The sequence below is a fragment of the Arthrobacter sp. TMN-50 genome (assembly GCF_054511125.1).
This window is the reverse complement of sequence record NZ_JBTNDG010000014.1, coordinates 43,476-64,004: the sequence shown is the minus strand read 5'-3', so window position 1 is coordinate 64,004 and position 20,529 is coordinate 43,476. Positions and strand designations below refer to the sequence as shown.

Sequence of the window (20,529 nt, the reverse complement as noted above, 5' to 3'; positions counted from 1 at the left end):
AGCGAGTCTACCGCACGGTCTACGCCACAAAAGAGCAAGCCCGCAAGGACGTTATCCGCTACATTGAAGGGTTTTACAACAGCCGACGGCGGCATTCCGCCCTCGATTACCCCAACGATGTCCATTACAGTTACCAGCAGCCACACCAGGCAGCGTAAGAGAAAACACTAACTCCGCTGTCCGAAAATCACGCAGCAGCCCAGTGCGCGCCTTTCAGCGCTGGAGGACAGTGACCTCCACTGACTGCACTACTGCATCCTCGGTCGCTCGAAGGAACACGGTGGTGTTTTCGTCGGCGGGGAAAATTTGTTCGGTGATGGTGACCGCGCCGTCCTCGGCGAAGACTTCAACCGAGGAAATGTCGATCCACACGTCGAGTTCGACTGTCGCGCTGGGGACGAGCGGTGCCTGAGACACGGAGGCGAACGTCTCCGAGAAGCTAATATTTCCCGAGCGTCGGCGGTCAACGGATAATTTTCCGGTGACGAGTCGCACCGTGGTACCGACCGTGCCGTCAGGAGAGGCGCGCAGCACCAGGTCCACGGCTCCTCGTCCTGGCCGTGCCACGAGCTTGATCCGTGCTGCTCGCCCATGTGCGTCCTCGGGAAGAGGGACGGCGACGTCGGACAATGCGGGTGGACTTGCCGAGTAGTGGGGCGGGTTCACCGGGTTCACGGCCGGACGTTGTATGAGACGTTCGCCGCGCAGCTCGAGCCGGCGGGGCAGTGTTGTCGAGCCTCGCCAGGGTGACGACGGGATAGCGTGGGCGTAGTCCCAGTTGCTCATCCAGCCGATAAGCACGGGTGCTGGGGCGTCCGACACTGTGACCGCGGCGTAGAAGTCACGGCCTCTGTCCAGCCAGTCCCAAGACGTGGCTGTGAAGGTGGTGCCGTCGAAGTCGCCGACGAAGTATTGCATGCCAGAGCCGCCGGCGGGGTTGCCCGGATTCATGGAGAGCACCAGAACCCAGCGGTCATCGATCGGGAAAAGATCGGGGCACTCCCAGATGCCCTCGGGGGCGCCCGCCGGGCCGAACACTGATAGCGGGCTCCAGTTCTGCAGGTCGTCGGAGCGGAAGAGGTGCACTTGGCGATCGAGGGCCTCGACGGCGATGAGGATCCAGTGGTCGAGGTAGCGGAATACCTTCGGATCGCGGAAATCGGTCGTGCCTCTGTCGAGCACTATCCCGTGTTTGACCCAGGTCTCCCCGCCGTCGGTGCTTGACGCAAGCGCCTGCGCCTGGCTTCCCTGCCGGGCAGAGGTGTAGAGGGCGATGAGCGGAGGTTGCTCGGTTGTCCCGAGGTTCGAGCTGTTCCGGGCATCGAAGACGATCGATCCCGAGAACACCGCTTCGTTCTCGTCCTGGAGTAGGGCGATGGGATGTTCGGTCCAGTCGAGCAAGTCGGCGCTTGAGGCGTGTCCCCAGCTCATATGACCCCAGTCGTCGCCGTAGGGGTTGTGCTGGAAGTACAGGTGGTATCGACCATCGTGATGGATAAGGCCGTTGGGGTCGTTCATCCAGTTGCGTTTGGGGGTGAAGTGCACCGCAGGGCGGGTGGAGAGGGCTGTTGTGATCATCCTTTGACTCCTGTCGAAGCGATCGAATTGACGAAGGAGCGTTGGAAGGCCACGAAGAGTGCGATGACGGGAAGGGTGATCATTGAGCAGTAGGCCATGATCTGACCCCAGGAGGTGTTCAGTTGCGAGAAGTATTGCACGCCGAGCATTACGGGGCGCAGCTCCTCCGTCTGAATGACCATCAGCGGCCAGAGGTAGGAGTTCCACGCTGGGAGGAAGGTCAGGATCGCGACCGTCGCGACGGCCGGGCCGGCGAGTGGCATGACGATCTTGCGGTAGATGGTGAACCAGCCGGCACCGTCCATCCGTGCTGCTTCGTCGAGCTCCTTTGGGATTGACTCGAAGTACTGGTGGAACAGGTAGATCGAGAAGGCGTTCACGATGAAGGGCAGAATCTGGACGTGGTACGAGTCGAGCCAGCCCTGTGTCATATAGATGCCGAGGCTGTCGACGCCGATGTTCGGCAGCTGGTTGACCCACCACACCAGCGGCAGCGCGAGGGTTTCGAAGGGGATGATGAGCGTTGCGATGATCAGGGTGAGGATCGCGCGCTTGAACGGGATCTGCATTCGCGAGAGAGCGAACGCGGCGAGGCTGTTGATAATCACCCCGAGGATGACCGTGACGGCCGAGATCCCGATGGAGTTGACCAGGAATCGTGCTGCGGGCACCCGGTCGAAGACCGCTGTGTAGTTGTCGAACGACACGTTCCCGATGGGCAGGAATGCCGCAAGCGAGTTCAGGTCACCGAAGATCTGCTGGTCGGGCTTGAGTGAGGAGACCAGCATGAATAGCAGCGGGAACGCGAAGACGATCACGAGCGCGATGCGGGCGAGCCATCCGTACCAGCCCACGCGAGGACGGCCGAATGGGGAGGGAGCGGCGCTGGTCCGACGACGCCGTCGGACGGTGGCAATGAGGGCCATGGTCATGCCTTCTCTCTGGTCAGGAAGCGTTGGACGCCCGAGATGACGAGCACGATTGCGAAGAACACGAGTGAGATCGCCGAGGCGTAGCCGGTCTCCTGCTGCCGGAAACCACGCTCGACGGCCTGGTAGACGACGGTGGTGGTGGAGTCGAGGGGCCCGCCTTGCGTCATGACGCTCACCTGGGTGAAAAGGCTCAGCGCCGAGATGGTGATGGTGACGAGGATGAGGCTTCGCGTCGCGCGCAGGCCCGGCCAAGTGATGTAACGGAAGCGCTGCCATGCGCTCGTGCCGTCAATGTCACCCGCTTCGTAAAGCTCCTGCGAGATCGTCTGCAGGCCCGAGAGCCAGATGATCATGTGGAAGCCGACGCCCTGCCACACCGACATCAGGATGATCGACGGCATCGATGTCGCGGGATTGCCTAGCCAGTCGGGGCCCTGAACGATGCCGAAAGTGAGGTTTGAGAGCAGCGTGTTGAGCAGGCCGTCCTGCTGATACATGAAGCTCCACAGGAGCGACACGACGACCATCGAGGTGACCACCGGCAGGAAATAGATCGTGCGGAAGAACGTCGTGCCGCGTACCCGGGTGTTGATGAGCATGGCCATCACAAGGGCGAGGCCCGCCTGGAGCGGGACAACAACTATTCCGAAGTAACCGACGTTCAGCAGCGCCCGGCCGAATGCGGCGTCCTGGAAGAGTCGGACGAAGTTGTCCGCTCCGCTGAAGGAAGCCGGGTTGGGCGAGATCAGCCGTGCGTTCGTGAACGCTAGGCCGAAGGCGAGTCCGGCGGGGATTAGAACGAACAGCAGGAGGAGGATGAGCGCCGGGGCGACCATGGCAAGACCCACGCGCTTCTCAGCACGGAGGTTGCGGTCGGTGGTCCGTCGCAGACGCGGTCCCCGCGACGTGAGTGCGGCAACGGCGACGGGCTCAAGCGGCGCCACAGAGGACGCGTCGTTGGAAGTCATGACATGCTCTCGATCGACTCGGCGCTCATCGTCACTTCTGCGAGTAGCCGTCGCTGGAGGCGATGTTCTGGTCGATTGCCTTCACCGCTGAGTCGAGGGTTGACTGCGGGTCGGCTCCGTCGAGGATGTCGGAGACCGCAGCACCGAATTCGGTCGCGATGAAGGGATAGGCCGGTGTTTCTGGACGCAGCACCGCGAACTCCTCGGAGTATGCGCGCAGGGAAGCGAGTTCACCGCCCTCTTCGTAGCCCTCGACCAGCTGGGCGGCTTCGTTCGATGCAGGAATGGTGCCTGTCGCTTCCGCGACGGCTGCGATGTTCTCGGGCTGGAGGGAGAAGGCCAGGTAGTCCATGGCGGCTTCAGTGTCGGAGCAGCCGGTGGTCACGCCCCACTGCCAAGAGCCTCCGCCAATCTTGGGGCCAATGCCGAGGTCGACGCTGGGCAGGGCGACGAAGTCGTCGCCGAAAGTTTCCTTCGCTGCGGCGTAGGCCCAGCTGCCGGAGTAGGTAATAGCGGACTTGCCGTTCTGGAAGTCAAGGGTGGCGTCCTCACCGCTTTTCTTCGCAATGTAGCCGTTGTCGACGAGGCTCTGGAACCACTCGGCCCACTCGACCGCTTCCGGGCCGTTCAGCACGCCTTCCGCGCTTTGGAAGTCGCTCCGGTCGATCAGGTCGCCCCCAGCGGACTGGAGGAATGGGGAGTACGCGTAGGGCAGCCATTCACCGGTCCCTGCGGTTCCGAGGTCGAGCGGGTAGTCCCACTGACCGGTCGCCTCTAGGGTGGCGAGGGCGGCGTTGAATTCGTCCTTGGTCCAGGGCTCGTCGATGGTGGGGATGCGGATCCCGTTCTCCTCAAGGATGGAAGTGCGCGAGAGCATCGTCAGCGCGACGTCATAGTAGCCGATGGAGTAGAGCTCATCGTCCCAGACTCCTTTGACAGAGGGGAGGAACGAGTCGAGGTCAACGCCGGGCAGTTCGAGCGGGGTGAGGTACTGCGCCCAGGCCCAGTTCGGGACGTTCGGGCCGTCGATGTCGACGATACAGGGCAGTTTGTCGGCGGCGGCAGCGGCGACGACAGAGTCGTTGTAAGAGTCCTGCGGGAAGGCCTGGACCTTGATCGTGGTCGTGTCCTGACTGGCGTTGTAGTCATCAACAATGCTCTGGATCGCGTCAAGCTCGGCGTCATTGCCTGCGTTATGCGTCCAGAGCGTGATTTCGCCGTTCGCACTATCGGCACCGCCGGGGCGCGGGGCGCAGGCACCTAGACCGAGGGTCAGGGCAGCGAGAGTGACGGAGGCCGTTACGACACGTAAGGGGGATTTTTTCACGTTGTTCTCCTTTGAACTAGTTATGCTAAATTGATTTAGCAAGACTACGATAACACGCACCGCGAGTCGCGCCAAGGGGTTTTGGTAAATTGGTTTAGCATTCGTTGTGAAGCATCTTTGCTGGCCGTACCAGGATTGAGCGCCCGACGCCTGAGGACGAGAGGAATTTCATGAGACCGTCACGTCGTGTCACCCTTGCCGATGTTGCCGAACGCACCGGCCTCTCCAAGACCTCTGTCAGCCTGATTCTGAATAATCGGCCGGGTTCCCGACTGTCGACGGACGCCGTTTTGCGCGTAAAGGCCGCTGCCGCTGAACTCGGGTACCGCCCGGATCCCGCGGCTCAAAGCCTGCGCCTGGGTAAGACACGCACGATCGGTTTCCTCTCAGACGAGGTCACCGTCACCCGCTTCGCGTCCGCGATGATCCGTGGCGTCTTGGACACCGCCGAGCAGCGGGAGCACACCGTGCTTATCGCTGAAACCGGCCGCGATCCGCGAAAGACCGCACCAGCACTCGACGCGATGCTGGCCCGCCGAGCCGACGGGATAATCGTCGGGCTGATGGGGGCGAAAGAGATAGACGTTCCCGCAGTTGCAAGTGATGTCCGCGTGGTGCTGCTGAACGCATCTAGCCCGACAGGTGAACCTTCGATCCTTCCCGACGAGGAGAGGGCCGGACGAGCGATTGCCCGCCAGCTCCTGGACGCCGGTCATCGTCGCATCGCGCTCATTGGCAACTCACGCTCGGCCGCGACCGATCCGCGAGTGTCGGTCACGGTCGGCGCACGTTTTGCCGGGCTGGACGCAACTCTGGCGGAGGCCGGAGTCGACTTCCTGGAGCGCGTCACGGTCGAACCTTGGGAGCCCGTGGGTGGTTACGAAGCCATGCGAAAAATGTTGAACGGACCGGAAATACCCACTGGCATCGTTTGCTCCAATGACCGTCTTGCCTTCGGGGCTTATCAAGCCTTGCAGGAGGCGGGTCTGCGAATCCCTGAGGACATGTCGGTCGTATCGTTTGACGACGACGAAATCGCGTCATACCTCCGCCCTGGTCTGACCACGGCGCAAATCCCTTACGAGGAAATGGGACGCCAAGCGGTCGATGTGTTGCTAGGCGGAGGAGAGGGGCGTCTCCTCGTGCCAATGCCGATCATTATCCGCGGGTCGGTAGGCGCGCCTCGCGACACCGAGAGCTTCACCTCCTGACGCCCAAACCGGTGCGCCGGCAACGCGCTATTGAACACGGCTATTGGACCAAACGATCAGCAAGTCAGCGCCGACACGTTCACTGAGCTCTCATCAGAGGTCTGACATCGAACCGCGCACTTACGAGATCAGCTCGCGGCACCGCGTCTCAACAGCACCAGCTGCGTGTACGCCGCCTCATGTTCCACGAACCGCAACTGCGTACTGCCGCGTTCTCCCTCGACGCGGCAGGATGCTGGTCGGTCGCACAACGCATCTCGACGGCTTTCGAGGGCAGGGTGAGTCCCGAAGAAGCACGCCTCGTGACCGAATTCGCCGGGATAGCAGTCCGCGCCGCCTTCGACGAATGGGCCGAACTCATTGATGCTGGTCACCAGGCGACGCTCGGCGAAACCTACGAGCGGGTCCGTGAACAACTCCGCACTACCGCCGCTACGAGCCGAATACGCGGGCAGCTGTAAGAAGCTCATCGCGCACCACAGGCACCGCTTCAGACTCCGCACACGTAGCTCACCGCGCCGCCTTTACAGTAATGTGAGGGTTTACACGAATCCATACCAACCGAAGGAGCGGGCATGCGTATAGGCGAACTCGAACAAAAATCCGGTGTGCCAGCTCGGATGCTCCGGTACTACGAGGAGCAAGGGTTGGTCACACCGCGCCGCCTCGACAACGGTTACCGGGAGTATGACGAATACCTGGTGGACCGCGTAGCGAAGATCCGCGGTCTCATCGATACGGGCATCCCGACCAGGATAATCGGCAACATCCTGCCGTGCTTGAACCAGCCGCAAACCGTTGTGGTCGACGACCCTGACCCGGAACTTCTGGAGATCCTGCGGCAGGAACGGGACCGGATGACGCAGAAGATCGACGTCCTTGCGCAGAACCGGGACGCTGTCTCCCGATACGTCCAGGCACTGGAGGCCGCTGGCAGTAGAACGAACTCTCGCGAACGACAGTCGGCTTAGCCGCAGGGACCTGCCCTCTGCGTAGGTGCGCGGTCTCCTGTAAGCGACCTGCGACCTGCGACCTGCGACCTCAGGAGAACCGCCCCGCAATGGTCGGCGGTAGCGGTGTGGGTGCATCACCTCACCTTGAGGTACTACGGCTTTGTGACACCCTCGATTTGACCTTCACACTAATGGCAATGTTGATGATGGAAGGACAGGTACTGCACTAGGGAGACACATGAAAATCGGAATCATCGGCGCGGGCCCAATCGGCTCGACCATCGCCCGGCGCCTCAGCCGCCATGGACATGACGTAGTGATCGCGAACTCCCGCGGCCCGGAGACGATCGCTGCCACAGCCTTGAGTACCGGCGCGCGAGCCGTCACGGCCCCCGAAGCGACCACCGACGTCGACGTCCTCATCGTCTCGGTCCCCATGAACCGCAACGAGGACATCGCCGCCCACGTCCGGCGCGCACCCGAGGCTGCCGTCGTCATCGACACGTCCAACTACTACCCAGCCCGCGACGGCATCGTCCCCGCCTTCGCTGAGGGGCAGCCCGAAAGCATCTGGTTGTCCGAGCTGTTCGGCCGCCCCGTGACCAAGGCCTGGAATGCCATCACGTCCCAGTCGTTCGACGCGAAGGCCGCCGAGGCCGGCGCGGCAGGCCGGGTGGCCATTCCGGTGGCAGCCGACCGTGACGACCACCGGAAGGTGGCGATGTCCCTGGTGGAGCAGACCGGCTTCGATGCTGTCGACGCCGGGGTCCTCGCGGAGTCGTGGCGCCAGCAGCCCGGCGCCCCCGTCTACTGCACGGATCGTTCGCGTGAGGAGATGCCGGCCTTCCTGGCAGCCGCCGAGAAGGAGCGTGTTCCGCAGCGCCGGGACCTGGCCATGGTCGCCATCGGCGGGTACATCGCCGCTGGCGGCAGGCCTGACGGAAAGTTCCTCGTCGCCATCAACCGTGCCTGCTACAGCTGACGCTACGGCCCCACAACTTTCACCTCACCCACCCAAAAGCACCGACGCGCACCTACCGGTGCGTGCTCATAAGCAAGCCAGGATGAAGACCGAATGACTTCTCACGAAGCAACAGCAACACACGACACCGGCTCTAACGGATCGCGGCCCGACAGTCCGTCCGATAGTGCGGGCCCGACGCAGAAACCATCATGGGCGGGAGTGGTCTCGCTCAGCGTGGGCGTCTTCGCCCTCGTCATGGCCGAATTCCTGCCGGCAAGCCTCCTGTCCCGGGTCGCCGCGGACCTGGGAGTGACCGAGGGTGTGGCCGGTCAGTCCGTCGCCATCACCGCCATCGTCGCAGCCATCTCCGGCATCACCATCCCTGTAGTGCTCTCGCGCGTGGACCGCCGGCACCTGATGCTCATCCTTTCGGCGCTGGCCGTCGTCTCGGATGTACTGGTGGCGATCGCGCCGACCTACCCGATCCTTCTGGCCGCCCGCGTCCTGCTCGGCATCGCGATCGGCGGGTTCTGGGCGCTGGCGATCTCCATTACGGCGCGCCTCGTTCCGGCATCGAGACTCGGTCTGGGTCTGACGATCGTGAATGTGGGCGTGACTCTGGCCACCGTTGCCGCGGTTCCGCTGGGCACGCTGCTTGGCGAGATCTGGGGATGGCGTGTGGTGTTCGCGCTAGCCGCGGGCGTCGGCATCATCGCCATCGTCATCCAATTCTTCGCCCTGCCTTCAATGCTCACCGGCCCTTCAAGCGGGTTCCGGCCCCTGATCCAGACACTGCGCTCCCGCATGGTCCTGCTCTGCCTGTTCACCATGGCCCTCATGGGCGCCGGCCACTTCGCCGGTTTCACCTACATCCGTCCCGCAGCGACCGAGGTCGGCGGGCTCGATCCCGAGCAGCTCGCTGTCCTGCTCCTGGTCTACGGGCTCGGCATCGTCGGCGGCAACCTGATCGCCGGACCCCTGGCCGACAAGACGCTGCGCGTCGCGGCGTTGGTCTTCCCGCTCGCCCTCGGCCTCGCGATAATCGCCTTCGTCTTCATGGGCAGCAGCCCTGTTCTGCTCTTCGTTGCAGCCGCGCTCTGGGGTGCCGGTTTCGGTGGCTTGCCGACGGTCATCGGGACCTGGCTCGCACGGGCCGAACCGGCTCGCCTTGAGAGCATCGGCGGACTCCAGACAGGGGTGTTCCAGGTCGCGATCGCTCTCGGCGCATTCATCGGCGGGCTCCTCGTCGACGGCGCCGGCGTGCAAACTGCCTTCTTCCTCGGTGGCCTCGCCTCCGTAATCGGCGCCATCATCCTCGGGGCAGTCAAACCTCCGAAACTTGCATAACAACACGAGCATCCTACGAGTCGACGTGCTCATAGTCATGACACGCACCTCGCCCCTACAACAAGGCCCCGGTCACCGGTCCGCAAGAACCGGTGACCGGCCTGATCGTGCCTTGTGTGCCTACACCAGAGAGAAGGAATCCCACGTCAATGGGACGAGCGGGTCTTGTGCTGCTCGAAGAAGTCCCACATCAGGTCATTGGCGTTGATTTCCTGTGTGGTTACGCCTGCCCCGGGGAAGGCAGCAGCGTTACCGCCGGGCCAGGTATGACCCCCACCATCGACGACGTACTGCTGCACGGTGGCATTCTTGGGGCAACCACGGTGAGTTATTAACGAGACATTAGGGCTGATACGTGTTTCCTTCGCAGTGTGGCAGCCGTTGATATCCGCCCACCGCTCTGATGCAGCCAGTGCACCGTAGCCCCAGTAAGCTGCTCCTCCACCGGCGAACGGGTTGACCGGGTCGGCAGTGCCGTTGAAGGTGATCACCGGAACTTCCTGGCTGGGTGAACAAGTGGCGGGATCAGGGATGACGCCGTCTGCCGTCGTGAGCCGGCCTCCGGCGCGCAAACCGGCAACAGGTGCGATCGCTGCGACGAGTTCCGGGTTTTCGCAGGCAAACTGAGACACCATACGCCCGCCGCCCGAGTAGCCCGCTGCGTATACTCGGCGTTCGTCCGCACAGCCATTGGCGACAAGCGTGCCGATGAGATCCCGCAGGAAGGCTGTATCGTCCGGAGCGCCCGCGATGTCGGTCGCGGTGAAGGGCACATTCCAAACGAACCCAGCGGGTGCTGGAATCGCACCTTGCGGCGCGGCGACGATGAACCCTTCGCGCTCGGCCGTCTGATCGAGCTGCGACCTGGTCAGTTGCTCGGCGGGTGTGCTGTTACTGCCGTGCAGGTCAAGGACGAGTGGTAGAGCCCGGGCTTTTTTGCCCGTAGAGGGGACATGCACGACGACGGTGCGATCACGGCCACCCGATGAAACGGTGATGGTGGTGCGTCCGGGGTCGAGCTCACATTGGGACCGGCCCTGTTGAGAACCAGCGCCGTCCGCTGGTGCGGCACTCGCTGGTGGAGCTGCAGCAAGCGACGCGGCGAGGACAAGTCCAGCAATGCCAAGTGCGCTAAGTCGGCGGGGCATAGGAGCTCTTTTCTCTTCATTGAGGTAGGGCATTGAACGTTCACCGATGATACCAGCGAACGGATAATGGCTATCATCGTCCTCCCACTGTTACAACCTCGCGGGCGAGCGTCGTTGTGTCGACGCATGCCGTTTCTTGGGAATGAACGGTCCCCGTCTGCAAGCAACACGGTCACCACAGCCCCGTTCGCAAACGGCAACAGGCGTACGGGGGCCTAACTTCAACGCTCAGACAGTTGACCGGAGGACTATGACGGTTGGGCCTATGAACAAGGTTCGGACGATTGACAACATCATTGAGATTCCTGCGGAGCCGCTTTTGCCTTGGATGGGCTGGTGGCCCGGCCCTCCCCGCCGCTTGATTGGCGCCGGTTGACGGACTTCCGGGGGTCATGCCGTGCCGCCGAAGCACACCCATGAATGACTAGGAGCATCATCGCTGTTTGTCATTCTGATTTCCCATCATCGCTGGGCGGGTCCTTCGCACAACCAGAGAGCGAGGCGCCGGGACCCGGCCGAATTTCGTTCGGCTCCTCCGTCGCTTATTTCCTAGCGAAATTTTGGCCCACCGCCGGTTCCCCAAGTTGCACTCCGGCCCTCGTACCCAGCGGTAATTCCCATATCAGAACGACACACCTATCTGACACACACGCCCGGTGCCGGCCAGTCGCTGAAGGAGAAGGAACATACAACCACTAAAGGCTGGTCTGCATCACAGCCGTCGATAATCACGTAGGGCCAACCCTCCGCGTCGATCTGTCGAAGCCAGACGCTGAATCAGCTACGCAAAGATGGTGGCAATCTACCCCAATACCGGCGCTGAAGGTGTGCTGTTCACCGTCTACACACGATGGATGGTGGGACCGGACCCTTGTACTGCCGCTTCGCCCGAGAGGATCTCTCGAGGAATTAGCTTTGGAGAAAAACATTCACCGAAGTCATGTACCCTCCCCGTCACTCCCCCCATGAAGTAGTGAGAAAGCCCACCAAGGGCTTCAGAAGAGAAAGGAGGCGAACCCCAAAGGAAGATTGCAACCCACCCACCGAAACAGGCACACCCTGTTCACCATCTGAGCCGGTTTGTGCACAGTCAGAGAGCAAAACAGCCTCTGACAAGAAGAAACGTGTGCCCGAAGTGGGACTTGAACCCACACATCTTTCGATACTGCATTTTGAGTGCAGCGCGTCTGCCAATTCCGCCATTCGGGCTAACCTGCGCCCCAACGTATATGAGATGTACAACTCAAGTCTTCGTCAGTGCGCGAAACTACTCTACATGCCGATAGGCTGTTTCAGTGAACCGGCAACGGGCACTGCCCGGCTGGGCAATTTGATTGATTGAACAAGGAGCCTGCTGTGTCTGAATCCAACGAGCCGACCGTCTCGGGTGTTGCGCGGCGCGTCATTGTTGCCGAGGATGAAACCCTCATCCGTCTCGACATTGTGGAGATCCTTCGCGGTGAAGGGTACGACGTCGTCGCCGAAGCCGACAACGGCGAAAAGGCAGTGCAGCTGGCCAAGGAGCACAAACCCGATCTGGTCCTGATGGACGTGAAAATGCCCGTCATGGATGGCATCACCGCCGCAGAGCAGATCGTGAAGGCGCGCATCGCCCCCGTGGTCCTGCTGACCGCGTTTAGCCAGAAGGAACTGGTGGAGCGGGCCCGCGACGCCGGCGCCATGGCCTATGTGGTCAAGCCGTTCACCCCGGCAGACCTGATTCCGGCCATCGAGATCGCCCTCTCCCGGCACGAAGAGATCAAGGCGCTGGAAAACGAGGTCTCGGGCCTGCAGGAACAGTTCGCCACCCGCAAGCTCGTGGAGCGCGCCAAGAGCCTCCTGACCACCAAGATGGGCCTCACCGAGCCTGAGGCCTTCCGCTGGATCCAGAAGACGTCCATGGACCGCCGCCTCAGCATGCGCGAGGTCGCCGAAACCATCATCAACCAGGTCAACTAACTACACGCGAACAAGCAGAAGGGCCCGCCAGATTATTCTGGCAGGGCCCTTCTGCAGCTACGGGCCTACTTGAGCTTGTTCCTGACCGGCCACGGGCCGACCTTTTCCTTGTTCGGGGTGTAGCCACTAGGCAGCTGTCCGGCGTCGGCAATGTCGCCCACCTTGTGGACCTTGATCGAGTTGGTTGAGCCGGCTTGTCCGGGAGGCGAACCGGCAGCAATGACCACCAGATCGTTGGGCTCCACCAGACCCTGCTCGAGCAGCACCCGATCCACCTGGGCAGTCATCTGGTCGGTGTGCTCAACGAACTCTACGAGCATCGGCTGGATGCCCCAGATCATCGCCATCGTGTTCAGCGTCGACTGCACCGGCGTGAACGCGAACACCGGTTTGGTCGGCCTTAAGCGCGACAGGCGACGAGCCGAGTCGCCGGACTGCGTGAAGGTACAGATGTACTTGGCGTCCAGCTGGTCGGCGATTTCCACGGCTGCACGGGTGATCGCGCCGCCGCGGGTCTTGGGCTTGCTGCCGAGTGGGGGCACCCGGTCCAGCCCATGCTTTTCCGTGGATTCGATGATGTTGGCCATCGTCTGCACGGTCTCCATGGGGTACTTGCCCACGCTGGTCTCGCCGGAGAGCATGACGGCGTCCGCGCCGTCCAGGACCGCGTTGGCGCAGTCGGAGGCCTCGGCGCGCGTCGGCCGGGGGTTGTCGATCATCGACTCGAGCACCTGCGTGGCGACAATAACGGGCTTGGCCCAGCGACGGGCGAGCTCAATGGCCCGCTTCTGCACGATGGGCACCTCTTCGAGCGGCAGCTCAACGCCCAGGTCCCCACGCGCCACCATGATGGCATCGAACGCGTCGATGATTTCCTCAATCGCATCCACCGCCTGCGGCTTCTCAATCTTGGCGATAACAGGAACGCGGCGTCCCTCCTCATCCATGATCTCGTGGACGCGGACGACGTCGGACGCGTTCCGCACGAAGGACAACGCCACCATGTCGACGCCGCGCTGAATGGCCCACCGAAGGTCGGCCTCGTCCTTATCACTCATCGCTGGCACGCTCACAGCGACGCCCGGTAGGTTGATGCCCTTGTTGTTGGACACCGCGCCACCCACGGTGACGACGGCGACAACCTTGACGTCGTCAACCTCGGTAGCCCGCATCGCCACCTTGCCGTCGTCAATCAGCAGGGTGTCACCTACGTTGACGTCCCTGGGCAATCCAAGGTGGGTGGTCGAGCAGATCTCCTGGGTGCCGCCAACGTCCTCGGTGGTGATGGTGAAGGTGTCACCCGGGACCAACACGTGCGGACCATCGACAAAACGGCCAAGCCGGATCTTTGGTCCCTGCAGGTCAGCAAAAATAGCGACGGGGCGGCCCAGTTCCTCAGCGGCCTGCCGTACGAACTCGTAGGTCTGGTTGTGCACACCGTGATCGCCATGGCTCATGTTCATCCGGGCAACGTCCACGCCAGCTTTCAACACCGCCCGGGTGTTCTCGTAGCTTGCAATCGCGGGGCCGAATGTTGCAACAATTTTTGCGCGTCTCATAAAACCTAGCCTAGTCGTGTTGTGATCGGTGGTGGTGGTAGTCGTGCGCGGTCGCCTGTCGGCGGGATAGTGCAATCAGAGCACAGCCATGGCGCGGTCGGTCGGAGCAACCGGCGCCGGTAGCTTTGTCTCCCCCATCAGCCACTGATCCACTGCTGCAGCGCAAGCGCGCCCTTCGGCGATGGCCCAGACAATCAGCGACTGTCCGCGACCGGCATCGCCGGCCGCAAAAATCCCGGGCGTGTTGGTCATGTAATAACCATCCCGGCCAATGTTCCCGTGCTCGTCGAACTCCGCCTGCACCTGCTCGGTGATGCCCGCCCGCTCCGGTCCGGTGAAGCCGAGTGAGAGGAACACCAGATCGGCTGGGATATCGCGCTCGGTGCCGGCCTTCGGGACCCGGCGACCGTTGACGAATTCCGTCTCGGCCACCCGGATTGCGGCCAACTTGCCGTTCTCGCCGACGAATTCGACGGTGGAGGCGAGGTAGGTTCGCTCGCCACCTTCCTCGTGGGCGCTGGCAACGTCGAACAGGGTAGGAAAGGTAGGCCATGGCTGGTGTGCAGCGCGGTCTGCGGGCGGCTGCTGCCCGATGGCCAGCGTCGTCACCGACGCGGCGTGCTGCCGGTGGGCGGTGCCGAGGCAGTCAGCACCGGTGTCGCCGCCCCCGAGGATAACCACGTGCTTGCCCTCGGCATGGATCTGGTCATCGACGACGCCGCCCGAACTCACCCGGTTGGCCTGCACCAAATAGTCCATGGCGAAATGGACGCCCTCCAGTTCCCTCCCCGGGATGGGCAGGTCGCGGGGAATGGTGGCTCCAGTGGCCACCACGACGGCGTCGTAGCGGCGACGCAGCTGATCCCAGCTGATGTCCTTGCCTACTTCGACGCCGGTCCTGAACCGGGTGCCTTCGGCGCGCATCTGGTCAAGCCGACGCTCCAGGTGGTGCTTCTCCATCTTGAAGTCGGGGATCCCGTAGCGCAGGAGTCCGCCAATCCTGTCGTCGCGCTCGTAGACCGCAACGGTGTGCCCGGTCCGGGTCAGCTGTTGCGCGGCGGCCAGGCCTGCCGGGCCGGAGCCGACGACGGCGATGGTCCGGTCCGTCAATCGCTCGGGCGGGTGCGCCTCGACCCAGCCCTCGGCGAAGGCCTCATCGATGATGGAAACCTCCACCTGCTTGATGGTGACCGGCGGCTGGTTGATCCCCAGCACGCAGGAAGCCTCACACGGTGCAGGGCACAGCCGGCCAGTAAATTCGGGGAAATTGTTGGTGGCGTGGAGACGCTCGATCGCTTCCCTGCCCTTGTCCCGGTAGGTGAGGTCGTTCCACTCCGGGATCAGGTTGCCCAGCGGGCAGCCCTGATGGCAGAACGGGATGCCGCAGTCCATACAGCGCCCGGCCTGGGCCTTGAGGACGCCCTTCTCCTGCGCCTCGTACACCTCTTTCCAGTCCATAATCCGGACCGGCACAGGCCGTCGGGGTTGGGTCTGGCGTTCGCGTACCTTCATGAATCCGCGTGGATCACCCACCGGTTACCTCCAAGATTCGGGTCCAAGCTTCTTCGCCGTCGGGGTCGAGGCCTTCTTCGATGGCTGCGGCCCTCGCATCAAGCACCGCTGCGTAGTCGCGCGGCAGCACCTTGGTGAGCCGGGCAACGGTGTCCTCGAAGTTGTCCAGCAGGTGCGCCGCCAACGTCGATTCGGTCTCCTCTACGTGCTTGATCATCAGTTGACGGACAATCTCGACGTCCTCAGCATCGAGGTCAACGAGCTGCAGCTCACCGTTCTCAAGGCTCTGGATGTTCATGCGCTGCCGGTTGAGGTCCAGCACGTAGGCGGTTCCACCAGACATGCCCGCCCCGAAGTTCCGTCCGGTCCGCCCGAGGATCAGGGTTTGCCCGCCGGTCATGTACTCGCAGCCGTGGTCGCCGATGCCTTCGACGACGGCCGTGGCACCCGAGTTTCGGACCAGGAAGCGCTCCCCCACCTGACCGCGGAGGAAGATCTCACCGCTGGTCGCCCCGTAGCCGATCACGTTGCCCGCAATGACGTTGCGGTCCGCGGCGAACACGTTGGAACGGTCCGGTCGCACAATCACCCGGCCGCCGGACAGCCCTTTGCCCACGTAGTCGTTCGAGTCTCCAAACAGCCGCAGCGTGATGCCCGCTGGCAGGAATGCTCCGAGCGACTGGCCCGCCTGCCCGGTCAGGGTGATGTCGATGGTGTCCGTGGCGAGGGTGTCGACGCCAAACAGGCGGGTCACTTCATGGCCCAGCATGGTGCCGACCGAGCGGTCGGTGTTGACGACGTCGACCGAGATCCGCACCGGTGAACGGTTTTCCAGTGCGTCGGCACTCATCTCGATGAGCTTCCGGTCGAAGTGCTGATCCAGTTCGTGGTTCTGGGTGGTCATGTTCCGCAGTGGCGCGTCGTCGCCGAATTCGTTGCCGCGCAGGATCGGATCGAGATCCAACCCATCGGCCTTCCAGTGATTGATGGCCTTGCGGGCATCAAGTGATTCGCTGTGACCGATGGCCTCTTCGATGGACCGGAAGCCCAGGCTGGCCAGAATTTCCCTGACCTCCTCGGCGAGGAACTCGAAGAAGTTGACCACAAACTCGGGTTTGCCGGTAAATCTGCTGCGAAGCTCGGGGTTCTGGGTGGCGACCCCCACCGGGCAGGTATCAAGGTGGCAGACACGCATCATGATGCAGCCGGAGACGACCAGCGGCGCCGTCGCAAACCCGAACTCCTCACCGCCGAGCAGCGCCGCGATGACGACGTCGCGCCCGGTCTTGAGCTGTCCGTCCACCTGTACCACAACGCGGTCGCGAAGCCCGTTGAGCATCAGGGTCTGCTGGGTTTCGGCCAGTCCCAGCTCCCACGGGACCCCCGCATGCTTGAGGGAGTTCAGGGGGCTGGCGCCGGTACCGCCGTCGTGCCCGGAGATGAGCACGACGTCGGCCTTGGCCTTGGTCACCCCGGCCGCCACGGTACCGATCCCCACTTCGGAGACCAGCTTCACGTGCACGCGGGCCGACGGGTTGGACCGCTTCAGGTCATAGATAAGCTGGGCAAGGTCCTCGATGGAGTAAATGTCGTGGTGCGGCGGCGGCGAGATTAGCGCCACGCCGGGCGTCGAGTGCCGGGTCCGGGCCACCCAGGGGTAGACCTTCTGACTCATTAGCTGGCCGCCCTCGCCGGGCTTGGCCCCCTGTGCCATCTTGATCTGGATGTCTGTGGCGTTGGTCAGGTACAGGCTGGTGACGCCGAACCTGCCCGAAGCGACCTGCTTGATGGCGGATCGGCGCTCCGGGTCGAGTAGCCGGTCGACGTCCTCGCCGCCCTCGCCGGTGTTGGATTTGCCGCCCAGCCGGTTCATGGCGATGGCCAGCGTCTCGTGGGCCTCCTGGGAGATGGACCCGTAACTCATGGCCCCAGTGGAGAACCGCTTGACGATGCTGGAGACCGGCTCCACCTCGTCGATGGAGACCGGCTCACGCACCCCCTCCTTGAACTGAAGGAGGCCGCGCAGGGTCATCAGTTCCTTGGACTGGTCATCCACACCGCGGGTGTACTGCTTGAAGATGTCATAGCGCCGCTCGCGGGTGGCGTGCTGGAGCCGGAAAACGGTCTCCGGGTTGAACAGGTGGGGTGGTCCTTCACGGCGCCACTGGTATTCGCCGCCGTTGTCTAGGCTTCGGTGCGGATCGTCGATGCCGTCCTCGGGGTACGCGCTGGCGTGGCGTGCCGCCGTTTCAGCCGCCAGCACATCCAGTCCGACGCCGCCGAGCTGGGTCTGGGTGCCGTGGAAGTATTCGTCAACCAGGTCCTGGCCAAGACCGAGCGCCTCGAAGGTCTGGGCGCCGCAGTAGGAGCCAACGGTTGAGATGCCCATCTTGGACATGATTTTCAAAACGCCCTTGCCGAGCCCCTTGATGAGGTTCGCAACGGCCTGCTCCGCGGTGACGCCGGTGATGTCGCCGTTGCGGACCAACTCCTCGCAGCTCTCCATGGCCAGGTAGGGGTTGATGGCTGAAGAACCGTAGCCGATCAACGCAGCGACGTGGTGGACCTCGCGCACATCCCCGGCCTCGACCACGAGCGAGGTCTTGGTGCGGTTGGCACTCTTCAACAGATGATGGTGGACGGCGCTGGTGAGCAGAAGCGAAGGGATCGGCGCCCATTGCGCATTAGAGTCACGGTCGGAAAGCACAATGTACTGAATGCCACGGTTGATGGCGCTGGAAACCTGCTCGCAGATTTCGGTGAGCCGTGCCCGCAGGGACGCCTCGCCCCCCTCGGGGCGGTACAGGCCACGCACCTTCATGCTGATACGTTCGCCGTCGTCGTTGGACATATTCGCGATCTTGGCCAGCTCGTCGTTGTTGATGACGGGGAAGCTCAGGCCCACCTGCCGGGCGTGCACCTGCCGGGTGGAGAGCAGGTTGCCGTTCGGGCCGATCGAGGCCCGCAGCGACGTGACCAGTTCCTCGCGGATGGAATCCAGGGGCGGGTTGGTGACCTGCGCGAAGGATTGCACGAAGTAGTCGAAGAGCAGCCGCGGGCGTTTGGACAGCACTGCCACCGGGGTGTCGGAACCCATGGCGCCCAGCGGTTCGGCGCCAGCTTTGGCCATCGGCCCGATGAGGATGCGCAGTTCTTCCTGCGTGTACCCGAAGGTGCGCTGCCGCCGGTTGATGGATGCCTTGGTGTGCAGGACATGCTCGCGTTCGGGGAGGTCCTTCAGGTGCAGGAGGTTGTCCTTGACCCATTCGCCCCACGGGTTGGCTGAGGCGATGTCGGCCTTGATCTCCTGGTCTTCAATCACCCGGCCTTCCTCGGTGTCGACGAGGAACATCTTGCCCGGGGACACCCGGCCCTTGTGCACCACCTTGGACGGTTCGATGTCGATGACGCCCACCTCTGAGGCGAGCACCACCAGCCCATCCTCCATCACCCAGTAGCGGGCGGGGCGGAGTCCGTTGCGGTCCAGGACAGCGCCGACGAGGGTGCCGTCGGTGAAGGACACGGCGGCCGGACCGTCCCACGGCTCCATCAGCATCGAGTGGTACTGATAGAACGCACGCCGGGCGGGGTCCATGGTGGAGTGGTTTTCCCACGCCTCGGGGATCATCATCATGATGGCGTGGGTGATCGGCCGCCCGGACAGCATCAGCAGTTCGGCCACCTCATCAAACGACGCGGAGTCCGACGCACCTGGGGTGCAGATGGGGAACAACTCTTCCGGGTCGTCGCCGAGCAGGCTGTGGGCCAGCTGCGATTGGCGGGCGCGCATCCAGTTCCGGTTGCCCTTGACCGTGTTGATCTCGCCGTTGTGGGCGATGGTCCTGAACGGCTGCGCCAGCGGCCAGGATGGGAACGTGTTGGTGGAGAACCGTGAGTGCACGATCCCCAGTTTGGTCTTGAACCGTGGATCGGAGAGGTCGGGGTAGAACGGCTCCAGTTGCGCTGTGGTGAGCATGCCCTTGTAGACCATGGTCTTCGACGACAGCGAGGGGAAGTAGACGCCGAGTTTGTTCTGGGCACGCTTCCGGACCCGGAACGCCAGCGCGTCGATGTCGACGGGTGTTGCGTTGACGGGTGTTGCGTTGACGGGTGTTGCGTTGCTGGGAGCGGAGTCGCTCGGTGCCAGGAAAAGCTGCACAAAGTGGGGCATGCAGGCACGGGCCATGGCGCCGACAAGATCGGTCTGGATGGGAACGTCCCGCCAGCCCAGGACAACCATTCCCTCGGACTCGGCGATGGCTTCCAGCCCGGCGCGCGCGGTCTGTTCCTCACGGCCCTCGGCGGGGAGGAAAGCGGTCCCGACGGCGTACTGCCCGGCCGGTGGGAGGTCGAAGTCAACGACGGCCCGGAAAAATTCGTCGGGTACCTGCGTGAGTAGGCCAGCGCCGTCACCGGTTCCCTCATCGGCGCCCACGGCGCCGCGGTGTTCAAGGTTACGCAGTGCGGTGAGCGCATGGTCGACGATGTCGTGTCCGGGCTCGCCGCGGAGGGTGGCGATGACGGCGAGGCCGCAGGCGTCCTTCTCGTTCTCCGGGTTGTAGAGTCCCTTGGCTTCGGGGATGGTGGCGAACCGGTCGAAGGGCGACTCGACGGCTGGGCCGGCGCGGTCGGGCCTGGCGACCTCGGTGGGAGCATCGTCGACGATCGACGCGGCTGGCTCGTGCGGAGCCTGGGCGTCGGTTGCCGAACTGCCAGGCATTAGGTTCTTGGACGCAGCGTCATTGAGCACAGCGTTATTGAGCACGGCGTTATCAGCTGTGGTGTTGCCGCCGGTGGTGGTGCCGGAAGTGGGAGTATTCATAGGTAGAGTCCTTCCCCCAGAATGGAGCGTCGGGAGGGGACGGCCTTGGCCCCAGGTCTGCAGCCCTTTTAGGCTGCGCACTGCATGAACTAATGGAAATTCTATGGCTTGGCTGACGTTTCCCGGAGGTCCCTGAGACAACGATTACAGAACGAACAGGCACTGCTATGCCCGGCCATGACCGGTGCGCCGGGAGAGGGGTGTTCTGCCGAGGGCGCCGGGGGCCACGTCGCTGTGGCTAAGTCCAGT

General features: G+C 63.2%; 14 protein-coding genes, 1 tRNA gene and 1 pseudogene. 7 read left to right on the top strand and 9 right to left on the bottom strand.

Annotated features, from left to right (window positions below; translation table 11 throughout):
• Window positions 1-158, top strand: a pseudogene (locus tag ACX80A_RS13480) (IS3-like element ISAar4 family transposase); the annotation flags it as partial.
• A 55-nt stretch (window positions 159-213) separates the two neighbouring features.
• Here ACX80A_RS13480 and ACX80A_RS13475 read toward each other — a convergent pair.
• From ACX80A_RS13475 to ACX80A_RS13460, 4 genes are all read right to left on the bottom strand, one after another.
• Entirely contained in the window at window positions 214-1,578 is a 1,365-nt protein-coding gene (locus tag ACX80A_RS13475) for a glycoside hydrolase family 32 protein (protein WP_459260261.1), read from the bottom strand.
• Window positions 1,575-2,366: a carbohydrate ABC transporter permease gene (locus tag ACX80A_RS13470; protein WP_459260265.1), complete on the bottom strand. Its 792-nt coding sequence runs from the start codon at window positions 2,364-2,366 to the stop codon at window positions 1,575-1,577. Before ACX80A_RS13470 ends, ACX80A_RS13475 begins: the two co-directional genes overlap by 4 nt.
• 140 nt (window positions 2,367-2,506) lie before the next feature.
• A complete protein-coding gene (locus ACX80A_RS13465) occupies window positions 2,507-3,478 on the bottom strand; it encodes a carbohydrate ABC transporter permease (protein WP_459260259.1) in 972 nt (323 codons plus the stop codon).
• Between the two features lie 31 nt (window positions 3,479-3,509).
• Window positions 3,510-4,805: a sugar ABC transporter substrate-binding protein gene (locus tag ACX80A_RS13460; protein WP_459260257.1), complete on the bottom strand. Its 1,296-nt coding sequence runs from the start codon at window positions 4,803-4,805 to the stop codon at window positions 3,510-3,512.
• Between the two features lie 170 nt (window positions 4,806-4,975).
• On the opposite strand from ACX80A_RS13460, the gene ACX80A_RS13455 reads away from it, so the two are divergent.
• The 5 genes from ACX80A_RS13455 to ACX80A_RS13435 all read left to right on the top strand — a co-directional run bounded on the left by ACX80A_RS13455 (window position 4,976) and on the right by ACX80A_RS13435 (window position 9,280).
• Window positions 4,976-6,016: a LacI family DNA-binding transcriptional regulator gene (locus ACX80A_RS13455; protein ID WP_459260256.1), complete on the top strand. Its 1,041-nt coding sequence runs from the start codon at window positions 4,976-4,978 to the stop codon at window positions 6,014-6,016.
• Between the two features lie 179 nt (window positions 6,017-6,195).
• Window positions 6,196-6,477, top strand: a complete 282-nt coding sequence (locus ACX80A_RS13450; RefSeq protein ID WP_459260255.1) for a hypothetical protein — start codon at window positions 6,196-6,198, stop codon at window positions 6,475-6,477.
• A gap of 114 nt (window positions 6,478-6,591) precedes the next feature.
• Window positions 6,592-6,987 carry a MerR family transcriptional regulator gene (locus tag ACX80A_RS13445; protein WP_459260254.1) on the top strand — a complete coding sequence of 132 codons (396 nt, stop codon included), beginning with the start codon at window positions 6,592-6,594 and terminating at the stop codon, window positions 6,985-6,987.
• 220 nt (window positions 6,988-7,207) lie between these two features.
• Window positions 7,208-7,951 carry an NADPH-dependent F420 reductase gene (locus ACX80A_RS13440; RefSeq protein ID WP_459260253.1) on the top strand — a complete coding sequence of 248 codons (744 nt, stop codon included), beginning with the start codon at window positions 7,208-7,210 and terminating at the stop codon, window positions 7,949-7,951.
• A 93-nt stretch (window positions 7,952-8,044) separates the two neighbouring features.
• Complete coding sequence (locus ACX80A_RS13435) at window positions 8,045-9,280, top strand: MFS transporter (RefSeq protein ID WP_459260252.1); 1,236 nt, start codon at window positions 8,045-8,047, stop codon at window positions 9,278-9,280.
• 146 nt (window positions 9,281-9,426) lie between these two features.
• Here the strand turns inward: ACX80A_RS13435 and ACX80A_RS13430 are convergent, their stop codons facing one another.
• Window positions 9,427-10,428 (bottom strand): extracellular catalytic domain type 1 short-chain-length polyhydroxyalkanoate depolymerase, encoded by a 1,002-nt coding sequence (locus tag ACX80A_RS13430; RefSeq protein WP_459260251.1) that lies wholly within the window; start codon window positions 10,426-10,428, stop codon window positions 9,427-9,429.
• Between the two features lie 1,127 nt (window positions 10,429-11,555).
• Window positions 11,556-11,637, bottom strand: a tRNA-Leu gene (locus ACX80A_RS13425).
• 147 nt (window positions 11,638-11,784) lie between these two features.
• On the opposite strand from ACX80A_RS13425, the gene ACX80A_RS13420 reads away from it, so the two are divergent.
• On the top strand, window positions 11,785-12,387 hold the full coding sequence (locus ACX80A_RS13420) for an ANTAR domain-containing response regulator (protein ID WP_459260250.1): 603 nt from the start codon (window positions 11,785-11,787) through the stop codon (window positions 12,385-12,387).
• Between the two features lie 65 nt (window positions 12,388-12,452).
• Here ACX80A_RS13420 and pyk read toward each other — a convergent pair whose 3' ends face one another.
• From pyk to gltB, 3 genes are all read right to left on the bottom strand, one after another.
• Window positions 12,453-13,946, bottom strand: a complete 1,494-nt coding sequence (gene pyk / locus ACX80A_RS13415; protein WP_459260249.1) for a pyruvate kinase — start codon at window positions 13,944-13,946, stop codon at window positions 12,453-12,455.
• Window positions 13,947-14,021: 75 nt separating this feature from the next.
• Complete coding sequence (locus ACX80A_RS13410; protein WP_459260248.1) at window positions 14,022-15,479, bottom strand: glutamate synthase subunit beta; 1,458 nt, start codon at window positions 15,477-15,479, stop codon at window positions 14,022-14,024.
• Complete coding sequence (gene gltB / locus ACX80A_RS13405; protein ID WP_459260247.1) at window positions 15,472-20,280, bottom strand: glutamate synthase large subunit; 4,809 nt, start codon at window positions 20,278-20,280, stop codon at window positions 15,472-15,474. The genes ACX80A_RS13410 and gltB overlap by 8 nt, the downstream gene beginning before the upstream one ends.
• Window positions 20,281-20,529 lie beyond the last annotated feature (249 nt).